Here is a 17,731-nt window from a genome sequence, read left to right on the forward strand (position 1 = left end):
TTGTCTATATCTGCTCTAAAGTGATAAAAGATAAATTTATTAACGGCAAAAAGATATTTCGGCCTATCCTTCTATATACTCAATCCTTTTTTATTTCAACCTTTAAGACCAAAAACTCCGACTCTTAAAAATAATTTGCCCTATTTATTAACCGTGGTAGATTTAATTACCACATGCTCTTCTTCTAGTCCGGGGGAGGATGCCTTAAGAATCATTTCACCTGTTTCTTGTGTGCTTTTTATAACCACCATGGCCCTTCCCCTCCAGGCCTTCCTGGTTTTTGACACATAAGAGTCCGTATCTTTCAGGTTTGCATTATCTACCGCAATGATCTCTCCCGGACCTTCCAGGCTAAACTGAAGTTCGTCATCGGCATTGGGCTGGTGGACTCCTTTCTCATCGGTAATTTCAACTCTAACAAAAGAAAGGTCCTGCCCGTCTGCAGCAATTGTGGAACGATCGGCAGAAAGTGTAATTTTAGTTGCTTCACCAGCCGTTACAAGATTAACCGATTCAACTTCCTCGTTATCCTGGATGCCAACAGCTTTCAGTTTACCCGGTTTATAAGGAACTTCAAAAACTGCTTTAAATTCCTGTTCTTTTCCCGTAAGTTTTTCTCCAACCAGACTGTCATTCAAATACAAACGCACCTTCGGATATCTAGAATACACATCTACCTTCACCTCTGCGCCAATATGCTCCGGCCATGTCCAGCTTTCCCAGGTCGGCCATACCGCCCACATGGTCAATTTAATTTCTCCTTCCTCAGGATTTGGTTCCTGAACGGCCATATAAAGTTTTTCATCTCCATTGTAAAGCATGCTACGGTAATGGGAAATTGGTTTTCTCCACCCTATTAGGTCTATATCCCCACAATAGGCACCATGCCATGGGAAAGTATCAAGCATCCAGTGCTCTCCATCCGGTTCTCCCGGGTAGTAATATCTTCCAATCCCGGATTCACCTAAATAATCTATCGCAGTCCAGACAAAATCACCAAGAATATAGTCATGCTCAGTGGCCATTTTCCAGATATAGAATGCATTATTAGGATAAGATTCCGTATTCAAAATTTTTCTTGAAGGCACTCGCTCATGATCACTTTCGGCGCGATGCAGCTGGTAATTATAACCGGCCACATCATGTTCAGCCATTAAGGGATCAAAGATCTCCCAATCGGCATCCCAGGTGGACATTGCTGAAGTAATGCCGCGGGTAGTATCGATTTCCCGAACGGCTTCGGCCAGTTTATGTGCGGCTTCCACGGCTTCTGGCTCTTTTCTTTCAATAATTTCGTTACCTATACTCCACAGTATAATCGACGGGTGATTTCTGTCACGTTTAACCATCGACTGAATATCATGTTTCCACCATTTATCGAAAAGCGTTGAGTAATCATGTTCTACCGGCGTAAAAGTGGTTTTCATTGCCCTCCATCCATCAAAGGCTTCATCTACCACCAGCAATCCTAAACTATCACAGGCATGTAAAAAGGCTTCTGACGGAATATTGTGTGATGTTCTTACGGCATTAAATCCACCTTTCTTAAGCAATTCCACCTTTCGAACCTCCGCTCTATCATATGCTTTTGCTCCCAGGCTACCATTGTCATGATGAACATTTCCTCCATTGATAATTACCTTTTCTCCATTCAATTCAAAGCCATTATCGGCAGAAAATTGAATATCACGAATCCCAAAAGGTTCTGTAACCTGGTCTATAGTTTCTGAATCCTGAATTATGCTGATTTCAGCCTTATACAGTTCAGGAGATTCCGGAGTCCATAATGAAGGATTTTCCACGATTACTTCCTGGGTTACCTCCTTTTCCTCATTAGGCTGAAGGTTTACTTCCATTACATTTTCTTCTGAATTCTTTATCCGGGTTGAAAGTGAAAAACTTTGAGGTGAAGATGTCTCATTTTTCAGCTTTGTCTTGACATGAACTTTGGCCTGAGCTTCATTGATCTCGGGTGTGGTAATAGCGACACCCCAATGTGCAATGTGCAAGGGATCGGTTACCTTTAACCATACATACCGGTAAATACCCGAACCGGTATACCATCGGCTATTCGTTTGGTTGGAATTATCAACTTTCACCGCCAGGACATTCTCCTGCCCGGGTTTTAAATACGGAGTAAGATCAAAATCAAAAGAAGTATAGCCATAAGGCTGAACACCTAATTTTTCACCATTGATATATACTTCCGCATTCATATATACACCTTCAAAATAGACCAGCACCTTTTTGTTGCTCCATTTTTGAGGCACTTCAAAAGTCTTTCTGTACCAACCTGTACCAGTGGGATAATACCCCCCATCTCCTTTAGACGGATTTTCAATGTCTGGTTTAGATTCTATACTCCAGTCATGAGGGAGATCGAGATCTCTCCAGTTACTATCATCAAAATCAACTGTGCCGGCACCAATAGTTTCCCCTAAAGAGAACTTCCAGTCAGCATCAAATAATTGTCTTCTTTGAGGATTTTCCTGCTGTTCTGAAGAACATCCCACGATGAAAACTATAAAAGTTAAATAGCATAAGGATTTAAAAGTTTTCATTGTGCTTTTAATTATTTTTTTAAAAAAAGTGCATACTTAGAATTCTATATCATATTCCCAATAATCTGCAAGGGATTTGGCCTCAGCAGCAGTTAAATGAATTATAGCTCCATGTTTAGGGGATGAAAAATTGGTCGCCTTCATAACTCCATCATTAAAATGACCCAGATCTTTAAAATTTTCAAAATCTGTAGTTTCAAGAAAACCAAAATTATGAGGATTTATTCCATAAACATCATACATAAGAATCCATCGATCTTCTCCGATGATCTTCCAGACATTGGGTGCTTCGCTGGCCTCTTCCTCGGTATCATACCAGGCAGGGTCGTATGAATATCCCGAATTTATCGTATCGGAGACAGCCTGTTTTATCCCTGGTATCCCATCATGAGGTGTATAGAACATATGGTATTTATTGTTCACCCAGGTTATATCTGCATCAATATATGATACCTCCTTCGGATACTTAAATAGCAGTTCAGGTTTGGTGAGGAGTTTATCAAAATATTCATTTACATAGCTGTAATACAGTTTATTCTGTCCGTTTTTGAACCTCATGGTGTAATAAAGCATGAGTTGCCCTTCCACAGGATCGTAGATAGTCTGAGGTGCCCATGCGGCTCCTACATTTTCGAAACCTTCAAAACTCTGGTCAATTCGAAGGTTAGCCTGGGACCAGTTTATTAGATCATCAGATTTCATTAAAACAAAACCCCGATTATTGCCCCAGCCATATTCCTCGCCAGGTCTCTCCCATTCTGTATCCCGCAGGCCTTCCCGTTGAGCAAAAATATGCAAATCGGTCATCGCCAGATAAAAATTACCGTTAGGTCCGCGATAAATATGAGGATCCCGAATTCCTCTCTGCTCGGCAATACTATCTCCCGAAATTACCGGCTTACCATTATTGATGTCGGTAAAAGTCCTTCCATCGGTACTCAGAGCCATATGCAAACTATGGTCATCATCCTTGAAATACACAAGCAGATAAGCCCGTAATTCCTCTTTAGTTTGTTCTAATTTAGTAGAACCTGATTCCCCTGTTGAATCTTTATCGGATTTACAGTTTTGAAATAGCAAAATGATGAAAAAAAGTATCATGGCTGGGAGCCCAACTTTCTTCAAGTTATTAAGATCATACATTCTACAAAAGAATTAATTACCAATAAATAAGACTCCGCCTTCAGATAAAAATTCCAGCTTCACCCTCCCCTTATTATTAATTTTCACTTCTTTACTGGCTGCCGAACCATCTTCCTTATCGAATATCATCTGAACCTTTTTTCCTGCAAGCATAGGAAGTTCAACTGTCACCTTTTTATCTTTTCTTTCACCATTTACTGCTGTGACATACCATTTCTCTCCTTTTCGGCGAGCTATGACAACTTCTTTTTCTGGTGCTCCATCTATAAAAATGGTTTCATCCCAGGTCACTGGAACATTCCTTAGGAAGTCCAGCACAAATTCCGGCTGCTCATCCAGATTGCTTGGTGTTAATCCAAAATGCTGAATGGGGGAAAAATACAAGACCGCTGTGGCCAGTTCAAAGACATCTGTAGTGGAACGAATAGTTCCATTTTGCTGATCTCTGGATAAGCGGTCGTTAAGAAATACAGGGGCAAAGTCCATAGAACCAACTGCATTTCTGGTAAACGGTAAAATGGTCGCATTTAAAGCATGCTTATCTAAGGCCTCCTGTCGAAAGACAAGATTTTCAGAAGCCAGAACAGCTTCCGAAGTCACAAAATTCGGAAACATTCGCTGCCATCCTCTGGGCAGGGTACAACCATGAAAAGTAACACCTAAACCATAATCATTCGCGTCACTGAGAATATCCTCGTAAAGCTGCATGGTGATTTGTTTATCGCCTCCAAAGAAATCAACCTTAATACCTTTCACACCAATATCCTGCATCCATTGCATCTCTTTCTTCCTGGCGTATGCCCTATTCATTTTATCCTGTGGAGTCTGTGGGGCATTGTTCCAGTATCCGTTAGAGTTATACCAAAGTAATACATCCACATTTTTTGATTCGGCGTATTTAACCAGTTCCTCCATTCGATCGTAGCCAATATTATTGTCCCACCAGTTATCTATCAGTACGTATTCAAAACCGAGCTCTGATGCGAGATCGATATACTTTACCTGGTCCTCATAGTTGATACTGTTATCCTGCCATACGATCCAGCTCCAGGTGGCCCTTCCCATCTTGTAATCTTCTGAAGCCTCATAAAGTGGCTTCACCACATCAAAAGCAACAGTGGACTCTACAATTGGCTTTAAAGTTGCTCCTATTGTAATCGTGCGCCAGGGAGTTTGTGCCGGTAAAGCCATAGAAGGGAATGTTTCCCCAATACCATTATTTTCACCTTCCTGGGGGAACTCAAGTTTATAAAGTCCATCAGATGTTCCTTCTCCAAGTCTTGATCCTACATACTGCCCATGAACGCCTGTTTCTGAAATCAAAACCCACCCATTTTTGGCTAATTTGAACAGCGCAGGAAAGGTATATCCAACACCGTTAAGGGATGGTTTACTCATATCCCCATTCAAGCTATATTCTTCTTCATAACTTGGTTTGGTTTGTTCCCAACCAGTCATCGGTAATGCCTGTGGAGTGATATATGTAGTCGCGTAATCCGGAAGATTGAACCCTGTGGTTTCCTCCTGAATGCGAATTTTTGTCTGATTCTTTCCTCCAATCACCTTATAAGAAAAAGCGACATCCCTGTTACTAAGTCTGAAGATCACCTTCAAAGTGTCATTAGTCTGATTAGTAAAAGTACTTATCAGTTGATTCGCGTTATATTCAACTTTGCTTACTTTAGCGCGATCCATTTCATAAGTTTCAGAGATCACAGACTGATCACTGGAAACAAATTTCAGATCTTTTGAAAAATCTCCGATTGATGTTCTCATCCCCAGAGGCGAATTTTCAAGGAAGATCTCTTCATCCAAACTAATATTATAAAAGGCTTGTCCACTCGTGGTTAAATTAACTTCAAGCTTCAGCCTGTCATCCGGACTTTTAATTTCTAGAGATTCCTGTGAAAAAACTGAAAAAGAGAAAGAGGTGAATAGAATTATGAAGATTGTATAAAATTTCCTAATTGAGATATAACCTGTCATTACTTTTTATTTTTAACAAATCAGTATTTAGTTGTAAATTTTTTCGGTTTTCCTTTCCTATCCTATTCCTGAATTAAAGGATCTACTCCTTTAGAGGTCATAATAACCTTATCTAAGCTTCCGCCATTTTTATATTTTAAGGAATCTATACAAACAGATCTACTATAGCTGTTTCCACCATTTTGTAAACCTCCATTATGATATATGAAATATCACTGATCTTTTAACTTAACTATCGCCTGATGATTAGTGTTACCATTTCCGGCGATTTCATTTAATATTCCTTTATATTCATACGGGCGTAGGTAAAATTTATATTCTCAAATCTCAGAATAACCCAAGCTTAGTATATCTCATAAGGGATTGAATAAATATGAATTCTACTCCAGATTCAAATCGTAACCCCAATGATCGGCCAGAACCCTTGTTTCTTTAGCGGTTAAAGAAATCACTGATCCATGTTTTGGAGATGTAAAGTTGGTTGTCTTCATAACGCCCTTGTTGAAGTGTCCTAGGTCTTTAAAATTTTTAAAATCGGTCGTCTCAAGAAACCCAAAATTATGTGGGTTTACGCTAAAAACATCATACATTAAAACCCATTTATCAACTCCATTACGCTTCCACATGTTTGGTGCTTCGCAGGCTCCAGGCTCTTTATCGATCCATTCCGGATCATACTTATATCCTCTATTTATATGATCAGAAAACGCCATTTTGATGCCTCCTGGATTTTCCTGAGCAACATAAGTCATACAATACCGTCTGTTGGGCATTTGAAGAATATCTGCATCCAGTACCTGAATTTCACTTTTTGGATAATCAAATAAAAGTTTTGGAAAGCTTATAAGTTGAGTAAAATCTTCATCGGCATATGCATAGTACATTTTAGTTTTGCCATGCCCAATCCGCATGGTAAAATAGACCATCATCTTGTCTTTTTCCGGATCATAAATAGATTGAGGAGCCCATGCACAGCCTATATCCTGTAATTCTTCAAAAGCTTCATCAAAAAGAAAATTACTATGTGTCCAATGAATAAGGTCATAAGATTTCATCAAGACAAAGCCTCTGTTATTTCCCCAATCATATTTCTCCTGTGGCCTTTCCCATCTAGTCTCACGATATCCCAGATCCTTTGCGAACAGATGAAGATCTGTCATGGTAATATAAAAGGCTCCATCGGGACCCCTCGAAATGTGAGGATCTCTTATTCCTTTTTGTGAAGCAATTGTATCACCGCCTACTACCGGTTTACCATTATTAATATCTGTGAATGTGTAGCCATCCTTACTAAGAGCCATATGCAAGCTATGGTCATCGTCCTTAAAGTAAACCAGCAAATATGCTTCAAAATCCTGGCTTTCCTGGTTTTCTATTTCAGCAGAATTATTCCCTGGCTTTGCGGCTACCTTACAACTCTGAAATAAGAATATTCCCCCTATAAGAAGGAGTAAAAACCTTAACCATAGGCTTTTTTTGAATTTTTCCATTCGGATATTCTTATTTTCCAAGAAGTACGTGACTTTAAAGCATTTTAATTACTCTTTCCTTTGGATTACTATTTTAACGGCTTTAACTATCGCATCTGCATCCAATCCATATTTTGCAAATAGCTGTTCCGGAGTTCCGCTTTCCCCAAAGGTATCCTGGGTAGCCACAAATTCCTGAGGTGCCGGGTGATTCAAAGACAGAGTTCTTGCCACGCTTTCTCCCAGACCTCCAAGAAAATTATGTTCTTCCGCGCTTACCACGCAACCTGTCTTTTTAACAGAGTCCAGAATTGCCTTTTCATCCAGAGGTTTAATCGTATGAATATTGATCACCTCAGCGGAAATCCCATTTTCAGACAGCTTTTCAGCGGCCTGTATGGCCTCCCAAACCAAATGACCAGTCACTACAATAGTGACATCGGTTCCCTCAAGCAGATGAACAGCTTTTCCTATTTCAAATTTCTGATCTTCGGGTGTGAAATTCGCGACCTTTGGTCTTCCGAATCGAAGATACACAGGCCCTTCATGCTCTGCAATAGCAATCGTTGCCGCCTTGGTCTGGTTATAATCACAGGTGTTGATCACCGTCATTCCCGGAAGCATCTTCATTAACCCGATATCTTCAAGAATCTGGTGAGTGGCTCCATCTTCACCCAGGGTCACCCCCGAGTGAGAGGCACATATCTTCACATTTTTTCCCGAATAGGCAATACTCTGACGTATCTGGTCATAAACCCTTCCGGTAGCAAAATTAGCAAAGGTTCCGGCAAAAGGGATCTTACCTCCTATGGTAAGCCCGGCTGCCATTCCCATCATATTTGCTTCGGCAATTCCCACCTGGAAAAATCTTTCAGGATTTTCATCGATAAAATCCTGCATTTTCAGAGATCCCACAAGATCGGCACATAAGGCTACCACATTAGGATTACTTCTTCCCAGTTCAGTTAATCCGTCTCCAAAACCTGAACGTGTATCTATCTTACCAGTATCTGTGTATTTTTTTATTTCAATTTTTTCCATGACTAATAATCTCCTAAGGTTTCCGGGTTTTGAGCAAGTGCTTTTTCCAATTGTTCATCGTTCGGCGCTTTGCCATGCCAGGCATGGGTATGCATCATAAAGTCTACCCCGTGTCCCATTACGGTGTGCAGCAATACACAAACAGGTTTGCCTTTTCCGGTCCTGGATTTTGCTTTTCTAAGTCCTTCGGCGACCTGCTCAAGATCATTTCCGTCTTTGATTTCCAAAACATCCCAGCCAAAAGCCTCGAATTTGGCTCTTAGATTTCCCATAGGAAGCACATTGTCTGTACTTCCATCTATCTGCTGCCCGTTGTAGTCTATGGTAGAAATTATATTATCCACCCCATTACCGGCAGCATACATAATAGCCTCCCAGTTCTGGCCTTCCTGAAGTTCTCCATCACCGTGAAGGGAAAATACAAGGTGCTTATCATTATTCAGTTTTTTTGCCTGGGCTGCTCCAAGAGCCACACTCATTCCCTGTCCTAATGAACCGGAGGCAATCCTTACTCCGGGCAAACCTTCATGTGTGGTAGGATGTCCCTGTAACCTCGAATCTATCAGTCTGAATGTATTCAGCTCTTTTACCGGGAAATAACCGGTACGTGCCAGAACGCTGTAAAAAACCGGTGAAATATGACCGTTGGAAAGAAAGAAAAGATCTTCGCCTATACCGTCCATATTAAAATCAGGATTATGTTCGAGTATCTCTTTGTAGAGCACCGTAAAGAACTCGGTACAGCCCAATGATCCTCCGGGGTGTCCCGAATTCACTTTATGAACCTGTCTTAAAATATCCCGTCTTACCTGTGTGGCAAAATCTTCTAATTCATTTACATCCATAGCTAGAGATTAAAAGATTTAGCATCCTGAAGGAATTTTTCAAGTCCACTATCGGTTAGCGGATGTTTTAATAATCCATCGATTGATGATAACGGTCCCGTCATTACATCGGCACCAAGCTTAGCACAATTAATTACATGCATGGTATGCCTTATAGATGCTGCAAGGATCTCTGTTTCAAAACCATAATTATCATAGATCAACCTTATGTCTTCAATCAGCTGAAGCCCGTCAGTTGAAATATCGTCCAGTCTACCTAAGAATGGTGACACATAAGTTGCCCCGGCTTTGGCAGCAAGCAAGGCCTGACCAGCAGAAAACACCAGAGTACAGTTGGTTTTGATCCCTTTATCACTAAAGTATTTAAGAGCTTTAACTCCCTCTTTGATCATCGGAACCTTTACAACGATTTGCTCGTGCAATTCCGCAAGTTCTTCTCCTTCTCTTACAATTCCATCAAAATCGGTAGCGACAACTTCGGCTGATACATCACCATTTACGATCGCACAGATATCCACATAATGTTTTAGAATATTGTCTTTACCGGTAATTCCCTCCTTCGCCATGAGCGAAGGGTTTGTCGTCACTCCGTCTAAAACACCCAGATCCTGGGCTTCTTTGATCTGATCAATATTTGCAGTGTCTATAAAAAATTTCATAATTATTCTCCGTTAAAAAATATCATTACTCCCGCTACTATCGCTAGAATTATAATTGAAACCACAATATCCTTCCAGTTATAACTCGTTTTATTATTTCTCTTTTCTTCTTCTGAAATTGTCTGGAACGTAAGGTTTTCAATTTTTTCATCTGAAGGTGCAGGAGTAAGCAGACTTACCGCCACAATCAACACAATACAGAAAAGGAAAAACCAGGCTCCGAAAGAAAGGAAATTCATATTTCCAAGCATATATAAGATTCCGTCCGGATCCAGAGAATCCTTTACAATTTCAAGAGTAATTCTAACCGCACCTACTACTAGGCCTACAACAAGTGTTGTTATAGCTCCCTGAGCATTGATCCTTTTATAAAATATTCCGAGAAGGAATACGGCCGTTATAGGTGGTGCAATATAAGACTGAACACTTTGCAGGTATTCATATAAAACTCCGGAAATATTCGCCATGATTGGTATCCAGGCGATTCCTATAATTACAATAATTACTGTTGCGATCTGTCCTGTTTGCACAAGTTTCTTTTCCGGTGTATTAGGTCTTAATTTTTTATAGATATCTACGGTGAATAAAGTAGAGCATGAGTTAAATACGGAGGCTAATGAACTCATTAGAGCTGCAAGTAAACCTGCCGCTACAAGTCCGCGTAAACCGGATGGCAATAAATTACTCATCAATACAGGAAAGGCTTCATCTGGTGAATCCCAGTGCAGTTCTCCTCTCATCTTAAGCGTAAGTGCAATAATACCCGGAATTAAAAAAAGAAATACAGGTAGCAATTTCAATAAGGCTCCAAAAATAGTACCTCTACGTCCTTCTTTAATATTTCTTGCAGTGAGCGCCCTTTGTACAATATACTGATCTGTACACCAATACCAGACACCTACAATCGTACTTGTTATTAATAACGACGGCCATGGAAAGTCAGGATCGGTTGCTGGTCGCCACATATCAAAATATTCAGGTCCAACGGTCTGGGTCATACTTTCCCAGCCACCAACTTTATCAAGACCTATAAAGGTTAATGCTGCTGCTCCAATAACCAGGATGATGGCCTGAAGGGTTTCAGTATATACTACTGCGCGCATTCCACCAAGAACAGTATAAAGTCCGGTTAAAATAACAGTTCCTAAAGCCCCTGTCCAGAAATCTATTCCCAGCAAAGCAGAAACAACCACACCACCGGCATAGATAGTTACCGAAATTTTGGTAAGAACATAAGCAATGATCGAGAAAACCGAAAGTACCCATCTTGACCTGGCGTCAAATCTTTTTTCCAGGAATTCAGGCATAGTGAACACACCACTTCTTGCATAGAAGGGCAGAAAAACCCAACCCAGGATAAGTACTACCCACGCCTGAATTTCATAGATAAGCATGGGAAGTTTATCCCCTGCTCCGGCTCCGGCAAGTCCCACCACGTGCTCTGAACCGATATTGGAAGCAAAAATGGAAGCACCAACCACAAACCATCCAACATTTCTTCCCGCTAAAAAGTAATCTTCGGTATTCGATTGTTTCTTATTGATCACCCAAACCGCAATTCCAAGGAGTATAGCGAAATATATGGATATAGTGATCCAGTCTAAAGTATCTAAAGTCTGCATATTATTTTACTGAAAATTTGTAAGAAGTTTGAGAAGCATATTTTTCTCCTGGTTCAAGTACTACAGAAGGAAAACCTTCCTGATTTGGAGAATCCGGATAATGCTGTGTTTCCAGACAAAAACCTGTTCTCTTTTCATAAGTCCCACCTCCTTTTGCCGGAAGTGTTCCATCAAGAAAATTACCAATGTAGAACTGAATTCCCGGCTCATTAGTGAATACTTCCATAAAACGACCACTACCAGGGTGATAAGCGGAAGCGGCAAATCTTACGCCACTATCCTGCTCATTCAAGACCCAGCAATGATCATAACCCAGTCCGCGTTTTAGCTGTTCATTGGTCCCCTCCTTATCCAGTTCTGCCCCTATTTTTTTTGGTTCCGTAAAATTGAATGGGGTTCCTTCTACCGGTTTTAATTCTCCGGTTGGAATCAGGGTTTCATCGACAGGCAGAAACTGATCGGCATTGATCTCAACTACATGGTCCAGAATCTTTTCACTGAAATCTCCAGAAAGGTTGAAATAGGAATGCTGTGTAAGATTCACTATAGTCTTTTTATCTGTGGTCGCCTCATAATCTATATCCAGGGTGTTATCTGAAGTAAGGGTGTAAGTAACCACTGTTTCGAGATTACCCGGATAGCCACCTTCCATATCCTTGCTGGTATAAGAAAGCTTTAGGGAAACCGAATCTTCAGCTTCGGTAACTTCTGCATCCCATACAACCTTGTCAAATCCTTTTTCCCCACCATGTAGATGATTTTCACCATCATTAGTTTCCAAAACATATTCAGTTCCGTCTAGCGAGAATTTACCTTTAGCGATTCGGTTTCCATAGCGGCCGATAATAGCGCCGAAATAAGGGTTCTTTTCCTCATACAGAGAAAGCGAATCCAAACCAAGGACAACATCTTCATATTCTCCTTCTTTATTGGGAACTTTTAAGGATGTAATGATACCACCATAAGTGATAACAGCCATTTCAAGTCCTTCATCGTTCGAAATTATATATTTCTCGACGGCCTCTCCATTTGAAGTTTCTCCAAAGCTTTCTGTTTTAACACTAAATCCTTTTTCTTCCATTTTAGATTCTTCTTGTTCAGATTCATTTTCAGTAGCATTCTTACATTGTATAAAAACAAGCAAAACTGCCAGGAAGGCTAATCTGAGAATTTTATTATAATTTTTCATAATCAATTGGTTATAGTATTCTTACATTCCGTGCTGGAACAAGTGATAATAGGCTTCGTTAGCATTAAGAGTATCTTTGAATTGTCTTACCGTAGTCTTATCATCGATAACTAACAATTCGATTCCGGCTATATCTGCAAAATCCTCCAGGAATTCTGTAGATAAGGCCTGGGTATAAACCGTATGATGGGCTCCTCCGGCAAGGATCCATGATGTCACGGCCGTATCCATATCTGGTTTGGGATCCCAAAGTACCCTGGCAACCGGTAGGTTAGGAAGGTCTGCTTCTGGCTCAACAGCTTCTACTTCGTTTACAATAAGTCTGAAACGGTTACCCATATCAACCAACGAAGCATTCAAGGCTTCTCCTTCAGGTGAGTTGAATACCAGTCTCACCGGATCTTCTTTTCCACCAATTCCTAAAGGATGTACCTCACAAGATGGTTTGGCGTCTGCAATACTCGGACAGATCTCCAGCATGTGTGAACCTAATACATAAGATCGTTCAGCCTTAAAATGATTGGTGTAGTCTTCCATAAATGAAGTACCGCCTTCAAGTCCCTGAGCCATTACCTTCATCGCTCTTAATAAAGCTGCTGTTTTCCAGTCACCTTCGGCTCCAAAGCCATAACCGTCAGCCATTAGCCGTTGTACTGCAAGTCCCGGTAATTGCTTGAGTTCCCCAAGGTTCTCAAAAGTATCAGTAAAGGCTTTAAATCCTCCTTCCTCTAAAAAGGCTCTAAGTCCCAGTTCAATCTTCGCTGCATCAACCAGGGATTGTCGCTTATCCCCTCCTTCCTTTAAGGAGTCTGTAAGCGTATAAGTCTCTTCATATTCTTTAAGCAGTGTATTTAGATCAGAATCGGAAACGGCATTAATATGTTTTACAACATCGGAAGAATCATAGCCGTTAACCTCTACGCCAAATTTGATCTGGGCGGCCACCTTATCTCCTTCGGTCACTGCAACCTGCCTCATATTGTCCCCAATACGGGCAACTTTCAGGTTTTGCAATTCGTCCCATCCCATAGCTACACGTTGCCAGTTCCCAACTTTACGCTGAGTTGCTTCAGTCTTCCAGTGACCAACGACCACCTTACGCTTTTTACGCATTCTTGACATAATGAATCCGAATTCACGATCTCCGTGCGCCGACTGATTCAAATTCATAAAATCCATATCTATCTTACTCCATGGGATCTCTGCATTAAATTGAGTATGGAAATGACAGATCGGCTTTTTAAGAATACTTAATCCATTGATCCACATTTTGGCAGGAGAAAAGGTATGCATCCAGGTAATAATCCCTATACAATTCTGGTTATTATTTGCCTCCAGCATTACCTGGGTAATCTCATCCGGGGTCTTTACCGTGTTTTTATGAACCAGTTTTACCGGAACAAAAGCTGATTTGTTTAACCCCTTAACTATTTCTGCAGAATTGGCCGCAACCTGTTTCAGGGTTTCTTCGCCGTATAAATGCTGGCTTCCGGTAATAAACCAAACTTCTTTATTTTTAAAATCTGTCATTTTTAATTTTTTATATGGTTATTTCTGACCGTAATAGGCATCCTTACCATGCTTACGCTCGTAATGTTTTTTAATTAATGAATCTTTTAAACGGGGTGCATCAGGGTTTATCTGAAGTGTTAAAAAGGCCATTTCAGCCACTGCTTCCAGAACTTTACTATGATATACAGCTTTTGCAGCATTCTTACCCCAGGTGAAAGGGCCGTGGTTTCCTAAAAGAACCATAGGTACTTCCTCATAGGAAATTCCTTTTTCTTTAAAACAGTCGAGGATCTGTATGCCGGTGTTGTGCTCATAATTGCCTTCAATAAGATCATCTCGCATTGGGGCCGCACAGGGAATATCTTCGGTTAGGTGATCGGCATGGGTAGTTCCAAAAATCGGGATATCCTTCTGAGACTGCGCCCATGCCACAGAGTAGGTAGCGTGGGTATGTGCTATTCCTCCAATATTTTCCCAGTTCTTATATAAAAAAGCATGGGTCTTGGTATCTGAGGAAGGCCTCATTTCACCTTCGATCACGTTATTCTCAAAATCCAGGATCACGATGTCTTCCGGCTTCAGGTCTTCATAAGGCACTCCGCTAGGTTTGATAGCGAAAACTTCTTTTTCACGATCCACCGCGCTTACATTTCCAAAGGTATAAATCACAAGACCAAGATCGTTTAACTGCATGTTGGCCTGGTAACACTCCTGTTTCAATTCTTTATACGAGCTCATTATTATTGATTTTATTGCTGATGTTCTTCTCTACAAAAGCAGCAAGTTCTTTATATTCTTCCAGATATTCCTGGTACGCTTCTATCTTTTCAGGTTTCGGATGGTACTCTGCCTCAAAAGGGCTTCCCAGTTTCTTACTGGCTTCAATCACATTGGGGAACAAGCCAGCGGCTACCGAGGCATAGATAGCGGCTCCAAGGGCCGGCGCCTCATCAGATTCCGCCACCTTTATCGGCATGTTCAGAACATTGGCAAGAGTTTGCATGATATAAGCCGATTTACGGGCCACTCCTCCAATGCCTATTACAGTATCTATTTTCACTCCTTCACTTTGAAAACGCTCCACGATCATTTTGGAACCAAAACAAATGGCATTCACTAAAGCATTAAAGATATGAGGAGCTTTTGTTCCCAGGGAAAGATTGCTTATAGCACTCTTAAGTTCCTGGTTGGCATCAGGAGTTCGTCTTCCGTTAATCCAATCTAAAGCTATCGGAATACTTTCTGAAAGCTCCAGTTTTTCTGCCTGTTCCGATAATTTTGGTATAAAGTCATTATTAACTTCCTTCTGGAGTTTTCTCTTCTGATCTTCAGAAAGCACGTTGGAGGTATAAACCAGATTATCCAAAGGCCAGCTAAGCACATCCTTAAACCAGGCCAGCACATCTCCAAAAGCAGACTGTCCCGCCTCAAGCCCTATCATACCCGGGATAACCGAACCGTCCACCTGTCCGCAGATACCTTTAACCGTATTATTCCCAATTTCAGAATCTTCAGACACGATAATATCACAGGTGGAAGTCCCCATTACCCGTACCAGAGCGTGTTTGTCTATCTGTGCGCCAACTGCTCCGGCATGTGCATCAAAGGTTCCCACAGCTACTACACAGTCTGTGGTAAGACCTAACTTATCGGCCCATTCTTTATTTAATGTTCCGGCAACCTCATCAGAAGTATAGGTCTCCCGGTAAAGCCTGGTTCTCAATTGGGCCAGATAGGGATCCAGTTTCCCAAGAAATTCTTCCGAAGGCAATCCGTCCCATTCCTCGTGCCACATAGCCTTATGCCCTGCGGCGCAACGACTCCGTTTAAAACTCTCAAGATCGGAATCTACCAGCATATAGGTCATTAGATCGCAGTGCTCCATCCAGGAATAAGCTGCATTCTTTACAGCTTCATCTTCCCTGGCTACATGCAGGATCTTGGCCCAGAACCATTCCGATGAATATATCCCTCCTTCATATTTGGTATAATCCAAACCTCCCCAGCTCCTGGCCAGTTCATTGATCTCATTGGCTTCCTTTATAGAAGTATGATCTTTCCAAAGTACCATCATTGCATTTGGATTCGCTTCAAATCCCTTTTCAAAGGCAAGAGGTTTTCCTTCTTTGGTCACAGGTACCGGAGAAGATCCGGTGGTATCTATACAGATACCTTTTACTTCTTCAGCCTTTACCTTTGACAAGGCAATTACTTCTATTATCGTATTTTCAAGCCCCTCCACATGGTCCAGGGGATGCTGCCTGAACTGGTTTTGAGAAGGTTTGCAGTATAATTGCTTCTCCCATCTCTTATACCAATGCACCGCAGAGGCTACTTCCTTTCCAGATTCGGTGTTCACCAGAACGGCGCGAACCGAATCTGAACCGTAATCCAAGCCAATTACATAATTACTCATCTTTAAAACTTTGGATTCAAATATATCAATTTCATTTAATAATTGTAATTAAAACACTTATTAATTTTAGGATTTATCTAATTATTAGAAATGCAATCATATTGCTTATTTGTAGTATATCCTTTTTTCACCTCTTTCTAGTAAAATTCAAAAATCGGTCTTCCGTTTTTATCAAACTTTACCTCCATCATTCTTGCATGACGATTAGGATCGTATAAAGGATCTGCCTTAATTGCTTCTAACGGTCTTTTATCTGATTCAGGCACCATTTTTGGATCTCCAACTGCCTTTTCGTAATCTCTTGCATGATAAATCATTAATGGATCTCCGTCCTTATCGACGGTAAAGGAATTATGTCCCGGACCATATATACCCTTTTCTTCATTAGTTTTTAAAACAGGATATCTTGACTTTTTCCAGGAATTTCTATCCAATAAATCAGCATTCGCATCGGCTTCCAACATTCCCATACTATAAGCAGGTCCAGTGGAACTGGCTGAATAAGTAATGTAAATTTTGCCTTTATTTTTAATAACTGCAGCTCCTTCATTCACCCAAAAATCAATACGCTCCCAATCGTAATCTGGTGTGGTTAGCATAAACTGGACTGTTTTTAACTTAATTGGCGATTCCATTTCAGCTAAATACAAATTAGAGGCAGCGAATTGTCCACCTGTTTTTTCTGCCCAAATGAAGTAGCGTTTTCCATTGTGTTCAAAGACAGTTCCGTCTAGAGAAAAATCGGTAAAGCTTTTGGGATCATCGTCTGCAGCTTGCATCATTCCAAGCTCAACCCACTCATCCTTTAATGGATCCTGACCTTTTAATTCCAACACATAAGGTCTCAACTTCCATATATCGTCTTCTTCACTCGCTGCAAAATATACATACCACTTTCCATCTAAATAATGAATTTCCGGTGCCCAAATGTGACGACTCATCGGTCCACTTTCGTGCTTTTTCCATACCGTAAAAGGCTCTGCATCTTGCAACCCCTCAATGGTTTTTGCCCTTCTAATTTCTATAGCATCGTATGTTGGGACAGAACCTGTAAAATAATAGTAACCGTCTGTATGTTTGTAGACAAATGGATCTGCTCGTTGCATGACGATTGGTTCGTTGGATATCTTAATATTTTTATTCTCAGCCGTATGATCTTGCGCATTTACTTGCGAAAAATTTGTAACTCCCAACAAAGAAAAAGTTACAAGTACCAGGTTTATAAATGATTTTGTCGTCATATCAGTTCTTATTTTAATTATCCTTATTCTAAGGTCAGGTTTTTATA

Annotated in this window: 13 protein-coding genes; all 13 read right to left on the reverse strand. The window is 40.8% G+C overall.

What is annotated here, in order from left to right:
• Positions 1-140: 140 nt before the first annotated feature.
• The 13 genes from LU635_RS14305 to LU635_RS14365 all read right to left on the reverse strand — a co-directional run bounded on the left by LU635_RS14305 (position 141) and on the right by LU635_RS14365 (position 17,684).
• Positions 141-2,561 carry a glycoside hydrolase family 2 TIM barrel-domain containing protein gene (locus LU635_RS14305; protein WP_240100174.1) on the reverse strand — a complete coding sequence of 807 codons (2,421 nt, stop codon included), beginning with the start codon at positions 2,559-2,561 and terminating at the stop codon, positions 141-143.
• 36 nt (positions 2,562-2,597) lie between these two features.
• Positions 2,598-3,662, reverse strand: a complete 1,065-nt coding sequence (locus LU635_RS14310) for a glycoside hydrolase family 43 protein (RefSeq protein ID WP_240100175.1) — start codon at positions 3,660-3,662, stop codon at positions 2,598-2,600.
• Positions 3,663-3,716: 54 nt separating this feature from the next.
• Entirely contained in the window at positions 3,717-5,690 is a 1,974-nt protein-coding gene (locus tag LU635_RS14315; RefSeq protein WP_240100176.1) for a glycoside hydrolase family 97 protein, read from the reverse strand.
• Between the two features lie 380 nt (positions 5,691-6,070).
• The gene (locus LU635_RS14320; RefSeq protein ID WP_240100177.1) at positions 6,071-7,180 is read right to left on the reverse strand and encodes a glycoside hydrolase family 43 protein; all 1,110 of its coding nucleotides are present in this window, start codon (positions 7,178-7,180) and stop codon (positions 6,071-6,073) included.
• 48 nt (positions 7,181-7,228) lie between these two features.
• The gene (locus LU635_RS14325; RefSeq protein WP_240100254.1) at positions 7,229-8,185 is read right to left on the reverse strand and encodes a transketolase family protein; all 957 of its coding nucleotides are present in this window, start codon (positions 8,183-8,185) and stop codon (positions 7,229-7,231) included.
• 17 nt (positions 8,186-8,202) lie between these two features.
• A complete protein-coding gene (locus LU635_RS14330; RefSeq protein ID WP_240100178.1) occupies positions 8,203-9,045 on the reverse strand; it encodes a transketolase in 843 nt (280 codons plus the stop codon).
• 2 nt (positions 9,046-9,047) lie between these two features.
• Entirely contained in the window at positions 9,048-9,704 is a 657-nt protein-coding gene (gene fsa, locus LU635_RS14335) for a fructose-6-phosphate aldolase (protein ID WP_240100179.1), read from the reverse strand.
• Between the two features lie 2 nt (positions 9,705-9,706).
• On the reverse strand, positions 9,707-11,326 hold the full coding sequence (locus LU635_RS14340) for a sodium:solute symporter (RefSeq protein ID WP_240100180.1): 1,620 nt from the start codon (positions 11,324-11,326) through the stop codon (positions 9,707-9,709).
• A 1-nt stretch (position 11,327) separates the two neighbouring features.
• Entirely contained in the window at positions 11,328-12,515 is a 1,188-nt protein-coding gene (locus tag LU635_RS14345; RefSeq protein ID WP_240100181.1) for an aldose epimerase family protein, read from the reverse strand.
• Positions 12,516-12,536: 21 nt separating this feature from the next.
• On the reverse strand, positions 12,537-14,045 hold the full coding sequence (gene araA, locus LU635_RS14350) for an L-arabinose isomerase (RefSeq protein WP_240100182.1): 1,509 nt from the start codon (positions 14,043-14,045) through the stop codon (positions 12,537-12,539).
• 18 nt (positions 14,046-14,063) lie between these two features.
• On the reverse strand, positions 14,064-14,768 hold the full coding sequence (locus tag LU635_RS14355) for an L-ribulose-5-phosphate 4-epimerase (RefSeq protein ID WP_240100255.1): 705 nt from the start codon (positions 14,766-14,768) through the stop codon (positions 14,064-14,066).
• Complete coding sequence (locus tag LU635_RS14360; protein ID WP_240100183.1) at positions 14,752-16,443, reverse strand: ribulokinase; 1,692 nt, start codon at positions 16,441-16,443, stop codon at positions 14,752-14,754. Before LU635_RS14360 ends, LU635_RS14355 begins: the two co-directional genes overlap by 17 nt.
• A 137-nt stretch (positions 16,444-16,580) precedes the next feature.
• The gene (locus tag LU635_RS14365) at positions 16,581-17,684 is read right to left on the reverse strand and encodes a glycoside hydrolase family 43 protein (protein WP_240100184.1); all 1,104 of its coding nucleotides are present in this window, start codon (positions 17,682-17,684) and stop codon (positions 16,581-16,583) included.
• Positions 17,685-17,731 lie beyond the last annotated feature (47 nt).

Origin of the sequence: Christiangramia crocea (genome assembly GCF_022410465.1) — a bacterium.
Taxonomy (GTDB): domain Bacteria; phylum Bacteroidota; class Bacteroidia; order Flavobacteriales; family Flavobacteriaceae; genus Christiangramia; species Christiangramia crocea.

Coding starts and splice junctions, on each gene's coding strand:
- LU635_RS14305 (WP_240100174.1), bottom strand. CDS start 2,561: ATGAAAACTTTTAAATCCTTATGCTATTTAACTTTTATAGTTTTCATC.
- LU635_RS14310 (WP_240100175.1), bottom strand. CDS start 3,662: ATGATACTTTTTTTCATCATTTTGCTATTTCAAAACTGTAAATCCGAT.
- LU635_RS14315 (WP_240100176.1), bottom strand. CDS start 5,690: ATGACAGGTTATATCTCAATTAGGAAATTTTATACAATCTTCATAATT.
- LU635_RS14320 (WP_240100177.1), bottom strand. CDS start 7,180: ATGGAAAAATTCAAAAAAAGCCTATGGTTAAGGTTTTTACTCCTTCTT.
- LU635_RS14330 (WP_240100178.1), bottom strand. CDS start 9,045: ATGGATGTAAATGAATTAGAAGATTTTGCCACACAGGTAAGACGGGAT.
- fsa (WP_240100179.1), bottom strand. CDS start 9,704: ATGAAATTTTTTATAGACACTGCAAATATTGATCAGATCAAAGAAGCC.
- LU635_RS14340 (WP_240100180.1), bottom strand. CDS start 11,326: ATGCAGACTTTAGATACTTTAGACTGGATCACTATATCCATATATTTC.
- LU635_RS14345 (WP_240100181.1), bottom strand. CDS start 12,515: ATGAAAAATTATAATAAAATTCTCAGATTAGCCTTCCTGGCAGTTTTG.
- araA (WP_240100182.1), bottom strand. CDS start 14,045: ATGACAGATTTTAAAAATAAAGAAGTTTGGTTTATTACCGGAAGCCAG.
- LU635_RS14360 (WP_240100183.1), bottom strand. CDS start 16,443: ATGAGTAATTATGTAATTGGCTTGGATTACGGTTCAGATTCGGTTCGC.
- LU635_RS14365 (WP_240100184.1), bottom strand. CDS start 17,684: ATGACGACAAAATCATTTATAAACCTGGTACTTGTAACTTTTTCTTTG.